The following is a 16,318-nucleotide window of genomic DNA, read 5'->3' as shown; positions in this document are numbered from 1 at the left end:
TGACTGCATTCCAAAGTTGGAACTCGGTCAAGTGTGGGAGCGGGCTTGCTCGCGAGGACGGCCTCACAGTCGCCCCAGTGCAATTGCCCGTCGCCCCAGTTCGTGTTCACCCAGGCCCCACTGGTTAAGGTTGTGAAATAACAACAGCCGGGTGAGACCGCCGTCATGAAAAAAACCTTGTTGAGCCTCATCGTCGCCGCACTGTTCAGTGCACAAGCCATGGCCGCCGAACCGGCCTCCTGCAAAAACATCCGCATGGGCGTGGTCAGTTGGACCGACGTGGTCGCCACTTCTGCCATCGCCGACGTGCTGTACAGCGGCTTGGGCTATCACAGCAAGCAAACCACGGCCGTGCAGCAGCTGATTTTTGCCGGTATTCGCGATAAACGCCTGGATATCTTCCTGGGTTATTGGAAACCGGCGATGGACAAGAACATCGCCCCGTTCCTGGCGGCCAAGCAGGTCAAGGTCCTTGATGCGCCAAGCCTTGCCGAGGCCCGGGCGACGTTGGCGGTGCCGAAGTACGTGGCCGATGCCGGGTTGAACACCTTTGCCGATATCGCCCGCTTCAAGGACCAATTGGGCACCAAGATCTACGGTATTGAGCCGGGGAGCGCCGCCAATACGGACCTGCAAAAAATGATCGATGCCAACGATTTCGGCCTGGGCAGCTTCAAGCTGGTCGCCTCCGGTGAAGCCGGGATGCTGGCCGCCGTGCAGCGTGCGGTGAGCCGCAAGGAATTTGTGGTCTTCGTTGGTTGGACCCCGCACCCGATGAATATCAATATGGACATGGTCTACCTGACCGGCAGTAACGATCTGTTCGGCCCCAATGAAGGCCGCGCTACCGTCTCTACCGTCACCGCGCCGGACTTCGCTGAGCGTTGTCCCAACGCCAACCGCCTGCTGGAAAACCTTACCTTTACCGCCCCCCAGGAAAGCCAGTTGATGGTGCCGATCATGGCACGCCAGTCGCCCCAGGCCGTGGCCAAGCAGTGGCTGCGTGACCATCCCGAGGATCTGCAGCGCTGGCTGGCCGGGGTGACGGCGTTTGATGGCCAGGATGGCGTGGCGGCTGTGCAGGCCAGCCTCAAACCCTGAGCCAAACACGGTAAGTCAAACAAAGAGGGGCAATGTGGGAGCTGGCAAGCCAGCTCCCACAGTTGATCTCCATCGTCAGGGAAGTCTATGTATGTCCCAATACCCGATATCTTCGCAAATGCGCGCCTTTGTGGATAAAACCGAATCCTTCACCAGCGCCGATACCTCCCTGGCCGGCCTGCGCCAGAACTACAACCGCATGTGCCAGGCCTTCACCCCGCCACCGCCGCAAGACCTGCTAATAGAAGATTTTTCCCTGGGCGGCGTAGCCGTGCGCAGTTACCGACCCACCACAGCCACCCCCTCCGACGGTTGGCCCTGCCTTCTATATATGCACGGCGGCGGCTGGGTGGTCGGCGGGTTGGATTCCCACGACTTCATCTGCGCAGAACTGGCCAATGAGTTACAGGTGCTGGTGATCGCCATCGACTACCGCTTGGCCCCCGAGCACCCGTTCCCGGCCGCGTACGACGATTGCCGCGCGGTGTGGCAGGCGATCCAGAAGGGGCAGGGGCCGCATGTCGTCAACCGGCGACGGCTGGTGGTGGCGGGCGACAGTGCGGGCGGCAACCTGGCGGCGGCGTTATGCCAGGGGTTGCGCGACGCCGGGCAGGCGTTGCCGCTGGCCCAGGTGATGATCTATCCGGGGCTGGGCGGCCCGGCGGATTTACCGTCCCGTCGTGATTGCCGGGATGCGCCGCTGCTCAGCACTGCCGACAGTGACTACTATCGAGCGCTTTACCTGGGCGACGACGCTCAACTGTCGCCCTACGGCATGCCGCTGCTGGCCACCGATTTCAGCGGCCTGCCCAGGGCTTTTATCGCCGTGGCCCAGTTCGACCCGCTGCGCGACGATGGCAGGCTCTACGCCGAACGCCTGCACGCGGCGGGCGTGGAGACGCTGTTGTATCCCGGCAAGGGCCTGATCCATGGCTGCCTGCGGGCGCGGCGGCAGGCGGCGGAGGTGGATCAACTCTACGACTACTTGCTGGGTTACCTGAGGAGCGAAGGGCTGACACAGGTCTAAGCGCTCAAGGACATGCTCATTGCACAATTCGGGTTTATAGTGCCAGACGGCAAAATAAAAGACGTCCCCCCAGGGATGAACCCGACCCCTTACGGAGCGCGCAATGCAGACTTGGTTTCCACAGATCAAACCCTACGCCCGGCACGATCTGGCCGTCGATGACACGCACACCCTGTACGTCGACGAAAGTGGCTCCCCCGAAGGCTTGCCCGTCGTCTTCATCCACGGTGGCCCTGGCGCCGGTTGCGATGCCAACAGCCGCTGCTATTTCGATCCGAACCTGTATCACATTGTCACCTTCGACCAGCGTGGCTGCGGGCGTTCTACCCCGCGTGCGAGCCTGGAAAACAACACCACCTGGGACCTGGTCGCCGACCTTGAGCGCATCCGCGAGCACCTGGGCATCGACAAGTGGGTGCTGTTCGGCGGTTCCTGGGGCTCGACCCTGGCCCTGGCCTACGCGCAAACCCACCCTGAACGTGTGCTTGGCCTGATCGTGCGCGGCATCTTCCTCGCCCGCCCGCAAGACATTCATTGGTTCTACCAGGAAGGCGCGAGCCGCCTGTTCCCGGATTACTGGCAGGATTACATCGCGCCGATCCCGGTGGAGGAGCGCCACGACATGATCGCGGCCTACCACAAGCGCCTCACCGGCAACGACCAGATCGCCCAGATGCACGCGGCCAAGGCGTGGTCCGGCTGGGAAGGGCGCATGCTCGGCCTGTGCCCGAGCCCGCAGCATGTCGAGCGGTTTTCCGAGCCGCAGCGCGCGCTGTCCATCGCGCGGATCGAGTGCCACTACTTCACCAACAACTCCTTCCTGGAGCCCAACCAGCTGATCCGCGACATGCACAAGATCGCCCATCTGCCTGGCGTAATCATTCATGGCCGCTACGATATGATCTGCCCGTTGGATAACGCTTGGGAGCTGCATCAGGCGTGGCCCAACAGTGAATTGCAGGTAATTCGCGAGGCCGGGCATGCGGCGTCCGAGCCCGGTATTACCGATGCGTTGGTGCGTGCGACCGGCGAGATGGCCCGGCGCCTGCTCGACCTGCCGCCCGAAGAAGCATGAAGGGCCTGTTGCAGCGGGTGCGTGGCGCCCGGGTCGAGGTTGCCGGGGAAATTGTCGGCGCCATCGACCAGGGTTTGCTGGTGCTGGTGGCGGTCGAACCGGGCGACACGGCCGAGAGCGCCGACAAACTGTTGCACAAGCTGCTTAACTATCGGGTGTTCAGCGACGATGAGGGCAAGATGAACCTGTCGTTGAAGGACATCGACGGCGGTTTGCTGCTGGTATCGCAGTTCACCCTGGCGGCGGACACCAAGAGCGGGTTGCGGCCGAGCTTCTCTACGGCAGCCCCTCCGGCCTTGGGTGCGGCGCTTTTCGAACATTTGCTGTTACAAGCGCAACAATTGCATGGCAAGGTGGGGTCGGGGCGTTTTGGCGCCGATATGCAGGTGCATTTGGTCAATGATGGCCCTGTGACCTTCCTGCTCCAGACATGAATGTATTAAAAACGACTTTTAATGCCTAAAAACGCAGGTTTTCACTACAAATACTTCGTTGCCCCTGATGCGTTGTCTCGCGGGCTACTAGATAATCGCGCGCTACGGGGATCAGCGTTGTTTGGTCCATTTTTGACTTAGGTAGAGACTTGTCCGATAGCCAATGGGGAATCATTTTGACCCAGGGGAGTCGGAACAATGCTCGCCAACCTGGCATATAGATAGCTGGCCGTTGGTTTTTTGATCTGTTTTCGGCGAGGGTTGCTCGTGATTGTTAGTCCCTGTAATGCACCAAAATTGTCTGCCAAACGGTTACGAAACGCACTGGTGACGGGCTCTGCCCTGTTTTGCCTGTTCGGCGCGGGTCAACTGTGGGCATTCAGTCTGGATGATGTGTCGGCCAAGGCTAAAGAGCTGGCCGGGCAGAAATACGAAGCGCCGCGCAGCAATCTGCCGAACGAATTCCGCGAAATGAAATTCGCTGATTACCAGAAGATTCGTTTCCGCAACGAAAAAGCCGAGTGGGTCGATCAGAACACCCCATTCAAGCTGTCCTTCTATCACCAGGGTATGCACTTCGATACGCCGGTGAAAATCAACGAAGTCACGGCCGACAGCGTCAACGAAATCAAATACGACGCATCGCGTTTCGATTTCGGCGACATGAAGCTTGATCCAAAAGCCACCGAACAACTGGGTTATGCCGGTTTCCGTGTGCTGTACCCGATCAACAAGGCCGATAAGCAAGACGAAATCATGACCATGCTCGGCGCCAGCTACTTCCGCGTCGTCGGCAAGGGCCAGGCCTATGGCTTGTCCGCCCGTGGCATGGCGATCGACACCGCGTTGCCGTCTGGCGAAGAATTCCCGCGTTTCACCGAGTTCTGGATCGAGCGCCCGAAACCGGGTGAGAAGCAGCTGGTGATCTTTGCCCTGCTGGATTCGCCGCGTGCCACCGGTGCTTATCGCCTGACCCTGCGTCCGGGCTCCGACACCATTGTCGACGTGAAATCCCAGATGTACCTGCGCGACAAGGTCAGCAAGCTGGGCGTGGCCCCGCTGACGAGCATGTTCCTGTTCGGCGCGAACCAGCCGTCCAAGGTGCTCAACTACCGTCGTGAGCTGCACGATTCCAGCGGCCTGTCGATCCATGCCGGCAACGGCGAGTGGATCTGGCGCCCACTGAACAACCCTAAACACCTGTCGGTCAGCAACTTCACCGTCGAAAACCCGAAAGGTTTCGGCCTGCTGCAACGTGGCCGCGATTTCAGCCACTACGAAGACCTCGACGACAACTACGACAAGCGCCCAAGCGCCTGGATCGAGCCTGAAGGCGACTGGGGCAAGGGTTCCGTCGACCTGGTAGAGATCCCGACCGCCGACGAAACCAACGACAACATCGTTGCCTTCTGGAGCCCGGCCGAGTTGCCGAAAGTCGGTGAGCCGCTAGACATTGCCTACCGCCTGCACTGGACCATGGACGAAAAATCCCTGCACCCGGCCGACAGCGCCTGGGTCAAGCAGACCCTGCGTTCCACCGGTGACGTGAAGCAGTCCAATCTGATCCGTCAGCCGGACGGCAGCGTGGCCTACCTGGTGGACTTCGAGGGCCCGTCCCTCAAGGCACTGCCGGCGGACGCCCCGGTGCGCAGCCAGGTGAGTGTTGGCGATAACGCTGAACTGGTTGAAAACAGCGTGCGCTACAACGAACACACCAAAGGCTGGCGCCTGACCCTGCGCATGAAGATCAAGGACGCAGGCAAGCCGACCGAAATGCGTGCGGCCCTGGTGCAGGACATCGTCAAGCCCGAGCCTGAGAAGGATTCGAGCCACGTGCTCAAAGCCGACAAGGTCCTGGCCAAGCAACACGAGAAGCAGGCCAAGAAAGACGCAAAAGACGCGAAAGACAAGCAGCCAGAAGCTGCCCCAGCCACACCGGAGCCGATCAAGACCGAACAAGTCCTGACCGAGACCTGGAGCTATCAGTTGCCTGCCGATGAGTAATTCCCCAGCCACGCCAGAGACGCTGCAAGAGTACCTGGCGCACCTGCCGATGACGGCCGAGCAGCGCGCCGAGCTGGCGGGCTGCACGTCTTTCAGCGAATTGCACGAACGCTTGTCGTCGTCCACCTTCGACGCCCCGACCGACGCCGCCCAAGCGTCGGTGGGCTCGCGGCTGCTGCTCAACAGCGCCGAAGAGCTGCAAGACGCGGAAATGCTCGTGCTCGACGCCGAAGGTCGCGTGTGCCTGAAAGCCACGCCGCCGATCCGTCGCACCAAAGTGGTGCCCGAGCCTTGGCGCACCAACATCCTGGTGCGCGGTTGGCGCCGGATGACCGGTCGCACCAACCCGCCGAAACCGCCGAAAGACGAACGTGTATTGCCGGCCGCGCGCTGGCGTACCGTGGGTTCGATCCGTCGCTACATCCTGCTGGTGCTGATGCTCGGCCAGACCATCGTTGCCGGCTGGTACATGAAAGGCATCATGCCGTACCAGGGCTGGTCGCTGGTGGACTTCGACGAAATCCGCAACCAGACCCTGCTGCAAACCGCCACCCAGGTGCTGCCTTACGCCCTGCAAACCAGCATCCTGATTATGTTCGGGATCTTGTTCTGCTGGGTGTCGGCGGGTTTCTGGACCGCGTTGATGGGCTTCCTGGAACTGCTGACCGGTCACGATAAATACCGCATCTCCGGTAAAAGTGCCGGTGACGAGCCGATTCCGAAGGACGCGCGCACCGCGCTGGTGATGCCGATCTGCAACGAAGACGTGCCCCGGGTATTCGCCGGTCTGCGCGCGACCTTCGAATCGGTGGCCGCCACGGGCGACCTGGACCGCTTCGACTTCTTCGTGCTCAGCGACAGTAACGACGCCGACATCTGCATCGCCGAACAGCAAGCCTGGCTCGACGTGTGCCGCGAAGCCGGTGGTTTCGGCAAGATCTTCTATCGTCGCCGTCGCCGTCGCGTCAAACGCAAGAGCGGCAACCTCGACGACTTCTGCCGTCGCTGGGGCGGTGACTACAAGTACATGGTCGTTCTCGACGCCGACAGCGTGATGAGCGGCGAGTGCCTGACCAGCCTGGTGCGCCTGATGGAAGCCACGCCGGATGCCGGGATTATCCAGACCGCGCCGCGTGCGTCGGGCATGGACACCCTGTATGCGCGCATGCAGCAGTTTGCCACCCGTGTGTACGGCCCGCTGTTCACCGCCGGCCTGCACTTCTGGCAGCTGGGTGAATCCCACTATTGGGGTCACAACGCAATCATCCGCATGAAGCCGTTCATCGAGCACTGCGCCCTGGCGCCGTTGCCGGGCAAAGGCGCGTTCGCCGGTTCGATTCTGTCCCACGACTTCGTTGAAGCGGCGCTGATGCGCCGTGCCGGCTGGGGCGTGTGGATTGCCTACGATCTGCCGGGCAGCTACGAAGAACTGCCGCCGAACCTGCTGGACGAACTCAAGCGTGACCGCCGCTGGTGCCACGGCAACTTGATGAACTTCCGCCTGTTCCTGGTCAAGGGCATGCACCCGGTGCACCGTGCGGTGTTTCTCACCGGCGTGATGTCCTACCTGTCGGCGCCGCTGTGGTTCCTGTTCCTGGTGCTGTCTACCGCGTTGTTGGCGGTGAACACCCTGATGGAGCCGCAATACTTCATGGCCCCGCGCCAGTTGTACCCGCTGTGGCCACAATGGCATCCGGACAAGGCGGTGGCGCTGTTCTCCACCACCATCGTACTGCTGTTCCTGCCAAAACTGCTGAGCATCATCCTGATCTGGGCCAAGGGCGCGAAAGAGTTCGGTGGCAAGTTCAAGGTGACCCTGTCGATGCTGCTGGAGATGCTGTTCTCCATGCTGCTGGCGCCGGTGCGGATGATCTTCCACACCCGTTTCGTCCTGGCCGCGTTCCTCGGCTGGGCCGCAACCTGGAACTCGCCACAGCGTGACGACGACTCCACGCCATGGAGCGAGGCGGTCAAGCGCCACGGTCCGCAAACCGTGCTGGGCTTCCTGTGGGCACTGTTGGTGGTGTGGCTGAACCCGAGCTTCCTGTGGTGGCTGGTGCCGATCGTCGGTTCGCTGATGCTATCGATCCCGGTCTCGGTGATTTCCAGCCGGGTCAAGCTGGGCCTCAAGTCCCGCGACGAGAGCCTGTTCCTCATTCCCGAGGAATACAATCCGCCGCAGGCGCTGCTGTCCACCGAGAAGTACACCCACGAAAACCGTTGGCATGCACTCAACGACGGCTTTGTACGGGCCGTGGTCGACCCGCAGCAGAACGCCCTGGCCTGTGCCCTGGCGACCTCGCGTCACCGCGAAGCGGAGCCCATCGAGTACCTGCGCGCCGAGCGCGTACGCCATGCGTTGAAAGTCGGCCCTGCCGGCCTCAACAACGGCGAACGCGTGGCCTTGCTCAGTGACCCGGTCGCCCTGGCCCGCCTGCACGAGCAGGTCTGGAGCGAAGGGCATGCCGAGTGGCTGGGGGCGTGGCGTGAATCGATCAAGGCTGATCCGCACGCGCCGTTACTGCCGCTGCAACCGCAAGTCTCCCAGGCCCAACCGGCCTGATTCAGACGCCCCCGGGGGTTCACTCCGGGGGTGTTTCAAACGCTGGTCCTACAGCGTTTTGCGCTTCTTCCTTTTTGCCCTAACTCCTTGTTATTTCGAAACAAAAGTCCCTTTGTCGAGGCGTATTGCCGTGCCTGCGGCTGGGTTAGCATCGCCCCGCAAATTTGACTCGTCACGGGGATATTCATGTTCAAAAGGTATGGTTCGGCATTGCTGATAGGCGCTGTCGCATTGATGTTCGGTGGCCCGCTGCAGGCCGGCGCCCTGGATGACGCCGTGCGGCGTGGCGTGCTCAAGGTAGGCACCACGCCCACCTATGTGCCCTTTGAAATGACCGACCGGCAGGGGCGCATCGTCGGCTTTGAAATCGATTTGCTCCAGGCCATGAGCCGTGCCCTCGACGTCGAGTTGGAGTTGGTCGCGGTGCCTTATACCGAACTGCTGTCGGGGCTCATGGCGAAGCGCTTCGACCTGATCGGCAGCGGCATGACCGTCACCCAGCAACGCAATCTCAAGTTGAATTTCAGCGATGCCTTCATGGTGGTGGGCCAGACCGTGCTGCTGCACTCCAGACTGGCGGGCAAGGTCACCAGCATCGAAGACCTGGATGAGGCGGGCTACCGGATCGCGGCCACTGCCGGCACCACGGGGGAAATGGCGGCGCAACGGTTTCTGGGGGCAGCCCGGCTCAGCAGTTTCACCACGCCGGAAGAAGGCGTGCGGCACGTGGTGGAAGGCAAGGCCGATGCGTTTGTCCACGACGCGCCGTACAACCTGATCGCCATCAGCCGGCCAGAAAACGCCAGCCTGTTTGCCCTCGAACAACCTTTTACCTACGAACCGCTGGCGTTCGGCCTGAAAAAAGGCGATTACGACAGCCTCAACTGGATCAACCACTTCCTCAACCAGGTGGCCCAGGACGGCACCTATGATCGGCTGCACGACAAGTGGTTCAAGGACACGGCCTGGATGGCGGATATTGAGTGAAAGTCATAACTGCTTACATATCAGTCGATTGCCACGCTCGGGCGCTGACGCGTCTACGCCTGTGGTTCCCCCGGGTTTTGTAGGGCTTTTCTGGCATACGGCGACAACAAATACCCGTGAAACCTTTGTGACGGGCAGCGAGTGGGTTAGGATCGCATCCCGTTATGGTGCGGCCCTTTTGCGCGCCGACCTTATAAGAATCGTTCAGGGGACTTGATGATGAAAAAGTATCTTTCGATGCTGCTGCTCGGCGTCACCGCGCTGGTCGCGGCCAATGCGGCCCAGGCCGGTGCGATCGACGATGCGGTCAAGCGCGGCACGCTGAAAGTCGGCATGGACCCGACCTACATGCCGTTCGAAATGACTGACAAGCGCGGTGAAATCATCGGCTTCGAAGTGGACATCCTCAAGGCCATGGCCAAGTCCATGGGCGTCAAGCTGGAGCTGGTGTCCACCGGTTACGACGGCATCATCCCGGCCTTCCTGACCGGCAAGTTCGACATGATCGGCAGCGGCATGACCCTGACCCAGGAACGCAACCTGCGCCTTAACTTCAGCGAACCCTTTATCGTGGTCGGCCAGACCCTGCTGATCCGCAAGGACCTGGAAGGCACCATCAAGTCCTACAAAGACCTGAATGACGAGAAATACCGCCTGACCTCCAAGCTGGGCACCACCGGTGAGATGGTCGCCAAGAAGCTGATCTCCAAAGCCAAGTACCACGGCTATGACAATGAGCAGGAAGGCGTGCTGGACGTGGTCAACGGCAAGGCCGATGCCTTTGTGTATGACGCGCCGTACAACGTGGTTGCCGAGAAGAAAGTCGGTAACGGCAAGCTGGTGTTCCTCGAAGAACCGTTCACCTTCGAACCCCTGGCGTTTGGCCTGAAGAAAGGCGATTACGACAGCATCAACTTCATCAACAATTTCCTGCACCAGATCCGTAACGACGGCACCTACGATCGCATCCATGACAAGTGGTTCAAGAGCTCCGAGTGGCTCAAGGACATGGAATAAAGGTTTAGACCGAGTCGCGCCCTTCGCGAGCAAGCCCGCTCCCACATTTTGACCGCATTTTCATGTTGGAACTCGGTCAAGTGTGGGAGCGGGCTTGCCCGCGATGGCGGCCTCACAGGCAACACACATCGCGGAAAGTTAAATGAAACAGAAAAAAGCCCAATGGCCCTGGCACCTGCTGACCGTGGTCGTGCTGGTTGGCCTGGCCGGCGCCTTGTACTACGCCACCTCGTTGATGTCCTACGAGTGGCGCTGGAACCGCGTACCGCAGTACTTCGCCTACCAGGCTGAAACGTCCCAGCGCGCGGCGGATATTTCCACCGTGGTCGAGCTGGTGCGCAAAGGCGACGTCGCCGAAGTGACCCTGCGCAACGACGCGGGCGCCGAGCAAAAGCTGACCGTGGCCGACAACAGCCTGCAAGTGGCGCGCGGCGATGACGTGGCCGAAGGCGACGTGATCGGTGTAACCCGGCAGTGGGCGTTGGGCCCGTTGATGTGGGGCTTGTGGACCACGCTGTGGCTGTCGGTGGTCTCCGGCATCCTCGGCTTGGCGATCGGTTTGGCGACCGGCCTGTGCCGGCTGTCCAACAACCCGACCTTGCGCGATCTGTCGACGATCTACGTCGAACTGGTACGCGGCACGCCGCTGTTGGTGCAGATCTTCATCTTCTACTTCTTTATCGGCACGGTGCTCAACCTGTCCCGGGAATTTGCCGGGATCGCCGCGCTGTCGCTGTTCACCGGTGCCTACGTGGCAGAGATCGTGCGCGCCGGCGTGCAGTCCATTACCCGTGGCCAGAACGAAGCCGCCCGCTCCCTGGGCCTCAGCGCCAGCCAGTCGATGCGCCATGTGGTGTTGCCGCAGGCGTTCAAGCGCGTGCTGCCGCCGCTGGCCGGGCAATTCATCAGCCTGGTGAAAGACACCTCGCTGGTCTCGGTGATCGCCATTACCGAACTGCTCAAAAGCGGTCGCGAAGTGATCACCACCTCGTTCTCGCCGTTTGAAATCCTGTTCTGCGTTGCAGGCTTGTACCTGTTGATAAACCTGCCGCTGTCGAAAATGGCCAGCCGGCTTGAGCGGAGGCTCGCGCAAAGTGATTGAAGTCCGCGATCTGGTAAAAGTCTTCGACACCCGTGGCCATGTGGTGCGCGCGGTGGACCATGTCACCACCCAGGTGGCCAAGGGCGAAGTGCTGGTGGTGATCGGCCCGTCGGGTTCCGGCAAGTCCACCTTCCTGCGTTGCCTCAATGGCCTGGAAGAGTTCGACTCGGGCTCGGTGAGCATCGACGGCCTGCAACTGGCCGACCCGAAGACCGACGTGAACGCCTATCGCCGCGAAGTCGGCATGGTGTTCCAGCACTTCAACCTGTTCCCCCACATGACCGTGCTGGAAAACCTCTGCCTGGCGCAAAAGGTCGTGCGCAAGCGCGGTAAAAAGGAGCGCGAGGCCAAGGCCCTGGCGCTGCTGGAAAAGGTCGGCATTGCGCAGAAGGCCAATGAGTTTCCCTCACGCCTTTCCGGCGGCCAACAGCAACGGGTCGCGATTGCCCGCGCGCTGGCCATGGAGCCCAAGGTGATGCTGTTCGATGAACCCACCTCGGCGCTCGACCCGGAAATGGTCGGCGAAGTGCTGGACGTGATGAAGACCCTGGCCCTGGAAGGCATGACCATGGTCTGCGTCACCCACGAAATGGGTTTTGCCCGTGAAGTGGCCGACCGCGTGTTGTTCTTCGATCACGGCAAACTGCTGGAAGACGCGGCCCCGGCCGAGTTCTTCGACGCGCCTAAAGACCCGCGTGCCCAGGCTTTCCTGCGTCAGGTTCTGTAACCGGCTTCCTGTGGCTAGCGAGCTTGTTGTGGCGAGCGAGCTTGCTCGCGCTGGGGTGCGAAGCAGCCCCAAAACCTGCCTCCGCATTCTGCCTGAAAGAACGCGGCGATCTTGTTGGGGCCGCTGCGCGGCCCAGCGCGAGCAAGCTCGCTCGCCACAACAGCCTTGCAATCTACAGGATCAGAGCCTGAACTTGCCCACCAGCGCCTGCAGGTCCACGCTCAACCGCGTCAACTGAACACTCGCCGCCGCCGTTTCCTCACTGGCGGCGGCGGTCTGTTCGGACACATCGCGCACCTTCAACACACTGCGATTGATTTCCTCGGCCACCGCGCTTTGTTCTTCGGCGGCAGCGGCGATCTGTGGGTTCATTTCCTGGATGATCGACACTGTGTCGGCAATCGCCGCCAGCGCGTCGCCGGCATTGCGGGTGAGGCCGACGCTGTTGTCGGTCAGGGTGCGGCTACTGTGCATGATATCGGCCACCTGCTGGGTGCCGGCATGAAGGCAGCGGATCAATTCTTCGATTTCTTCGGCCGAGGCTTGGGTGCGTTGGGCCAGGCTGCGTACCTCATCGGCGACCACGGCGAACCCTTCGCCTGCGCTGCCGGCCCGTGCGGCTTCGATGGCGGCGTTCAGGGCCAGCAAATTGGTTTGCTGGGACACCGACTTGATCACTTCCAGCACGCTGCCGATCTTCTGGCTTTCCTGTTGCAAGGCCAGCATCGCCTGGCTGGCGCGGGTCATTTCATCGGCCAGATGACCGATGTGTTCAACCGCCTGGGTCACCACCTGGTCACCGATGCTGGTTTGTTGATCCGCCTCATGGGCCGCCACTGACGCTTGCTCGGCGTGTCGGGCGACCTCCTGGGCGGTGGCCAGCATTTCATTCATGGCCGTGGCCACCTGGTCGGTTTCTGCTTTCTGGTGGTGGATGCCGTCGCGGGTCTGTTGGGAGACGGCCGCCAACTGCGCGGCCGCGCTGCCAATCTGCTGGGCGCTGTCACCGATGCCACTTATCAGCGTGCGCAGGTTGCCCGTCATGTCCCCCATGCTGCGTTGCAATTGGCCGAGTTCATCACGGCGCGCCACCGGCACGTCGCGGCTCAAGTCCCCCTTGGCGATACGGCTGGCGGCCGCCAGCACCTGACGCAGGGGCACCACGATCTGCCGGGCGATCCACCAGGCGGCGAGGGTGCCGAGCAGCAAAGCCGCGGCGGTCACACCCACCAGCAGGGTGCGGGTGTGCCGGGCCTCGTTGTCGCGCTTGATGGTCTGGGCCTGGCTCAGTTGGTGGCTTTGCTCCAGTAACTGGTCGAGTTGTTGCTCAAAGCGGTTCTGTGCGGTCTCGGTGGTGACCTGCGCCTCCTTGAGCCGTTGCAGTTGCTCGCGATAGTGGGCCAGGTCGGTCTTGAGCAGCGTTGCGTCAACGGGCAGGCGGGTGACGGCGGCCTGGGCGATATCCAGGGCGTCCAAGGCGGCGCCGACGGCCTCGGCATAGGCTTGCAGCGACACTGCGGCCCAGGCCGGGCGTACGGCGCTGTCTTCGGCCTGGGCGATGGCCTGGCGCAGCTGCTCGATACTGTCTAGCGCTTGCTGGTCTTGCTGATCCGGCAGTTCGCTGGCCACTTGAGCGAGGGTGTCGCTGGCTTGCAACGCGGTTTTGCCGAGGGGCGAGCGGGTGTTCTCGCGTTGCTCGATCAGCGGGGGCAATTCCACCAAGGCAGCCTTGAAGGCGGCAACCAGGCGCGTCGCCTCCTGGAGTCGCTGTTGGTCGGCAGGATCACGCATGCGGCCGGCAAAGAACGCCAGGTGCCGCTCGATTTTTTCAATGTGGGTTGCCATCTTGCCCAGGCTGGCCGTGTCGGTGAGGGTGCGGTACACGATGCGGTCGGCCCGCATGGCCTGGGCATCAGCGGCCAGTTGCCCGAGGGCGCTCAGGTTGCCTGAGCGGTAAAGCACGGCATTCAGCGCCTGCCAGCCGGTCACGGCGATGGTGAGACTGAGCACCAGGACCTGCCCGAAACCCAGGGCAAGCTTGAGGCGGACGCTGGCGTTGACCAGCAAGCGGGTCAGCCGAGGAAACATGGTGCACCTCCCAATCTGAAAAAGCGTTTCGCAGTAACGGAAACGCTAAATCGATTTGGGCGGCTACCGGGCTGATAACGGCGTAGGAAATTTCACAAACTGTTAGATGCGGAAGCGTCCTACCAACGTTTGCAGGTAAATCCCCAGGCGCGCCAGTTCCGCGCTGGACGCGGCAGTTTCCTCACTGGCCGAAGAGGTTTGTTCCGACACGTCACGCACATTCAGCACGCTGCGGTTGATCTCTTCGGCCACGGCGCTCTGTTGTTCGGCGGCGGTGGCGATCTGCGAGTTCATCGCCTGGATGGTCGAGACCGTGCGCGTGATATTGCCCAATGCGGCGCCGGCGCGGCGGGTCAGCTCGACACTGCTGTCGGTGAGGCCACGGCTGTTGTCCATGATGGTCGCCACCTGCTGGGTGCCGCTTTGCAGGCCGACGATCAACTCTTCGATCTCTTCGGTGGACTTCTGCGTGCGCTGGGCCAGGCTGCGCACTTCATCGGCCACCACCGCGAAGCCACGCCCGGCTTCACCGGCGCGGGCGGCTTCGATCGCGGCGTTGAGGGCCAGCAGGTTGGTTTGCTGGGCCACGGATTTAATGACGTCGAGAACGCTGCCGATCTTGTCGCTTTCGCGTTTCAGATCGCCCATGGCCAGGGTGGAGTTGCCGACTTCGGTGGCCAGGCGTTCGATCTGGGCGATGGCTTCGCCGACCACCTTGTCGCCTTCGCGGGCCTGTTGGTCAGCGGCGACGGCGGCCTCGGAGGCTTCCTCGGCGTTGCGTGCCACTTCCTGCACGGTGGCGGCCATCTCGTTCATGGCGGTGGCGACCTGGTCGGTTTCGACTTTCTGGCTGTTGACCCCGGCGCTGGTCTGTTCGGTCACGGCCGACAGTTGCTCGGCGGCGCTGGCGATCTGGGTGACGCCGTCGCTGATGCCGCCGATCAACTCACGCAGGCCCACGGTCATGCTTTGCATGGCCCGTTGCAGTTGGCCCAGTTCGTCCTGGCGCGCGGAGTCGAGGTTGTGGCTCAGGTCGCCGGAGGCTACGCGCTCAGCGACTTTGAGGGTCTGGCTCAGCGGGATGATGATCTGGCGGGTGATGGCCCAGGCGGCGATCAGGCCGAAGACCAGCGCCAGCACGGTGGCCAGCGCCAACAATTGCTTGGCTTGTGCCGCCTCGTTGTCACGCACCACCGTCTGCGACGCGGTGAGTTTTTTGCTGCGGTCGAGCAGGATATCGCCTTGCTCGGCCATGATTTTCATCGCCGCTGCGGTGGCGACCTGGGAGTCGCGGTACTGGCTGACCGCCGCGCGGTAGGCTTGCAGCGACACGCTGGCCTGTTGCAGGTTGGTCGAATATTGATCGGGGATCTGGCCGTTCAGGCGGGTGATGTTCTTCAGGGCGTTGTCGATGGCATCCAGCGCGGGCTGTTCGGCCTCAGTCTTGCCACTGTAGGTGTAGCCGCGCACCTGGAAGCGTGCCTGTTGGATCAACTTGCTCAGGTCCACCACGCTGTTGAACTGGCTGACGCTGTCGCCTTGCAGCAGGGCTTTTTCGATCTCGCCGACCTTCAGCACCGCATTGTCGGCGGTGTCGCCCAGCTTGCTGCGCGCATTTTCACGGTTGGCACCGGCCTGGACCATGGCCTCGAAGGCGCGACGGTATTGATCGACGGCGACCAGTTGGTCGTCCACCAGGCGGTTGTCGGCGGGCTGGTCGATCAGGCTGTCGGCGGTTTTCAGGCCGCTTTCCAGTTGCCCCAGCAGCGTATTGACCGTTGCCGGGCCTTGTTCGCCACGGCGCATTTCGTAGTCCAGGCGCGCCAGTCGCAGGTCCTTGGTCAGCTCATTGACGCTGGAGATGAAGCCCAGCTTGTCACCCCGGCTGATGACGCCGCTCAGGCCGCTCCAGCCGGTGAAGGTTATCAATAGGGTGAGCAGTAATACCAGGCCAAAACCTACACCCAGCTTGGATTTGACGCTGACATTCCCCAGCTTTTCGGCTAACCAACGATACATGCTGCGAACTCCCCTGGAACAAGGCTTGGACTTATTCAGAGAGTATCGGCATGTGTCGGGGATTCTGTAGCGACGCAGGTCAAATGTGGGAGCGGGCTTGCTCGCGAAGACGGTGTGTCAGTTAACGAATACGTCGACTGACCCACTGCTTTCGCGAGCAAGCCCGCTCCCACA

The 16,318-nt window shown here is 61.9% G+C and carries 11 protein-coding genes and 2 pseudogenes; 10 read left to right on the top strand and 3 right to left on the bottom strand.

Features of this window, described 5'->3' with window-relative positions; genetic code table 11:
• Positions 1–165: 165 nt before the first annotated feature.
• From choX to NUV89_RS20650, 10 genes and pseudogenes are all read left to right on the top strand, one after another.
• A complete protein-coding gene (gene choX / locus NUV89_RS20695; protein WP_257782765.1) occupies positions 166–1,101 on the top strand; it encodes a choline ABC transporter substrate-binding protein in 936 nt (311 codons plus the stop codon).
• A gap of 91 nt (positions 1,102–1,192) precedes the next feature.
• Positions 1,193–2,128, top strand: coding sequence for an alpha/beta hydrolase (locus tag NUV89_RS20690; RefSeq protein WP_257782764.1), 936 nt, complete (start codon positions 1,193–1,195; stop codon positions 2,126–2,128).
• 103 nt (positions 2,129–2,231) lie between these two features.
• On the top strand, positions 2,232–3,203 hold the full coding sequence (pip, locus tag NUV89_RS20685; protein ID WP_257782763.1) for a prolyl aminopeptidase: 972 nt from the start codon (positions 2,232–2,234) through the stop codon (positions 3,201–3,203).
• Entirely contained in the window at positions 3,200–3,637 is a 438-nt protein-coding gene (gene dtd, locus NUV89_RS20680) for a D-aminoacyl-tRNA deacylase (RefSeq protein WP_257782762.1), read from the top strand. Before pip ends, dtd begins: the two co-directional genes overlap by 4 nt.
• Before the next feature lie 267 nt (positions 3,638–3,904).
• Positions 3,905–5,641, top strand: coding sequence for a glucan biosynthesis protein G (locus NUV89_RS20675; protein ID WP_308220199.1), 1,737 nt, complete (start codon positions 3,905–3,907; stop codon positions 5,639–5,641).
• A pseudogene (gene mdoH, locus NUV89_RS20670) lies at positions 5,634–8,206 on the top strand (glucans biosynthesis glucosyltransferase MdoH); the annotation flags it as partial. The gene NUV89_RS20675 and the pseudogene mdoH, both read left to right, overlap by 8 nt.
• A 184-nt stretch (positions 8,207–8,390) precedes the next feature.
• The gene (locus tag NUV89_RS20665; protein WP_257782761.1) at positions 8,391–9,191 is read left to right on the top strand and encodes a transporter substrate-binding domain-containing protein; all 801 of its coding nucleotides are present in this window, start codon (positions 8,391–8,393) and stop codon (positions 9,189–9,191) included.
• Between the two features lie 219 nt (positions 9,192–9,410).
• Complete coding sequence (locus NUV89_RS20660) at positions 9,411–10,208, top strand: transporter substrate-binding domain-containing protein (protein WP_026137058.1); 798 nt, start codon at positions 9,411–9,413, stop codon at positions 10,206–10,208.
• A 142-nt stretch (positions 10,209–10,350) separates the two neighbouring features.
• Positions 10,351–11,310 carry an amino acid ABC transporter permease gene (locus NUV89_RS20655; RefSeq protein ID WP_257782760.1) on the top strand — a complete coding sequence of 320 codons (960 nt, stop codon included), beginning with the start codon at positions 10,351–10,353 and terminating at the stop codon, positions 11,308–11,310.
• Positions 11,303–12,037, top strand: a complete 735-nt coding sequence (locus NUV89_RS20650) for an amino acid ABC transporter ATP-binding protein (RefSeq protein ID WP_017738829.1) — start codon at positions 11,303–11,305, stop codon at positions 12,035–12,037. Before NUV89_RS20655 ends, NUV89_RS20650 begins: the two co-directional genes overlap by 8 nt.
• Positions 12,038–12,217: 180 nt before the next feature.
• Here the strand turns inward: NUV89_RS20650 and NUV89_RS20645 are convergent, their stop codons facing one another.
• From NUV89_RS20645 to NUV89_RS29990, 3 genes and pseudogenes are all read right to left on the bottom strand, one after another.
• Positions 12,218–14,125 (bottom strand): methyl-accepting chemotaxis protein, encoded by a 1,908-nt coding sequence (locus tag NUV89_RS20645; RefSeq protein WP_257782759.1) that lies wholly within the window; start codon positions 14,123–14,125, stop codon positions 12,218–12,220.
• A gap of 102 nt (positions 14,126–14,227) precedes the next feature.
• The gene (locus NUV89_RS29995) at positions 14,228–14,941 is read right to left on the bottom strand and encodes a methyl-accepting chemotaxis protein (RefSeq protein WP_374684531.1); all 714 of its coding nucleotides are present in this window, start codon (positions 14,939–14,941) and stop codon (positions 14,228–14,230) included.
• 144 nt (positions 14,942–15,085) lie between these two features.
• A pseudogene (locus tag NUV89_RS29990) lies at positions 15,086–16,144 on the bottom strand (methyl-accepting chemotaxis protein); the annotation flags it as partial.
• Between the last annotated feature and the right edge of the window lie 174 nt (positions 16,145–16,318).

It is taken from the genome of Pseudomonas sp. 18.1.10, from assembly GCF_024655625.1.
Lineage (GTDB): Bacteria > Pseudomonadota > Gammaproteobacteria > Pseudomonadales > Pseudomonadaceae > Aquipseudomonas.
Note: the sequence above shows the minus strand (reverse complement) of the source record. Positions and strands in the feature narration are given on the sequence as shown.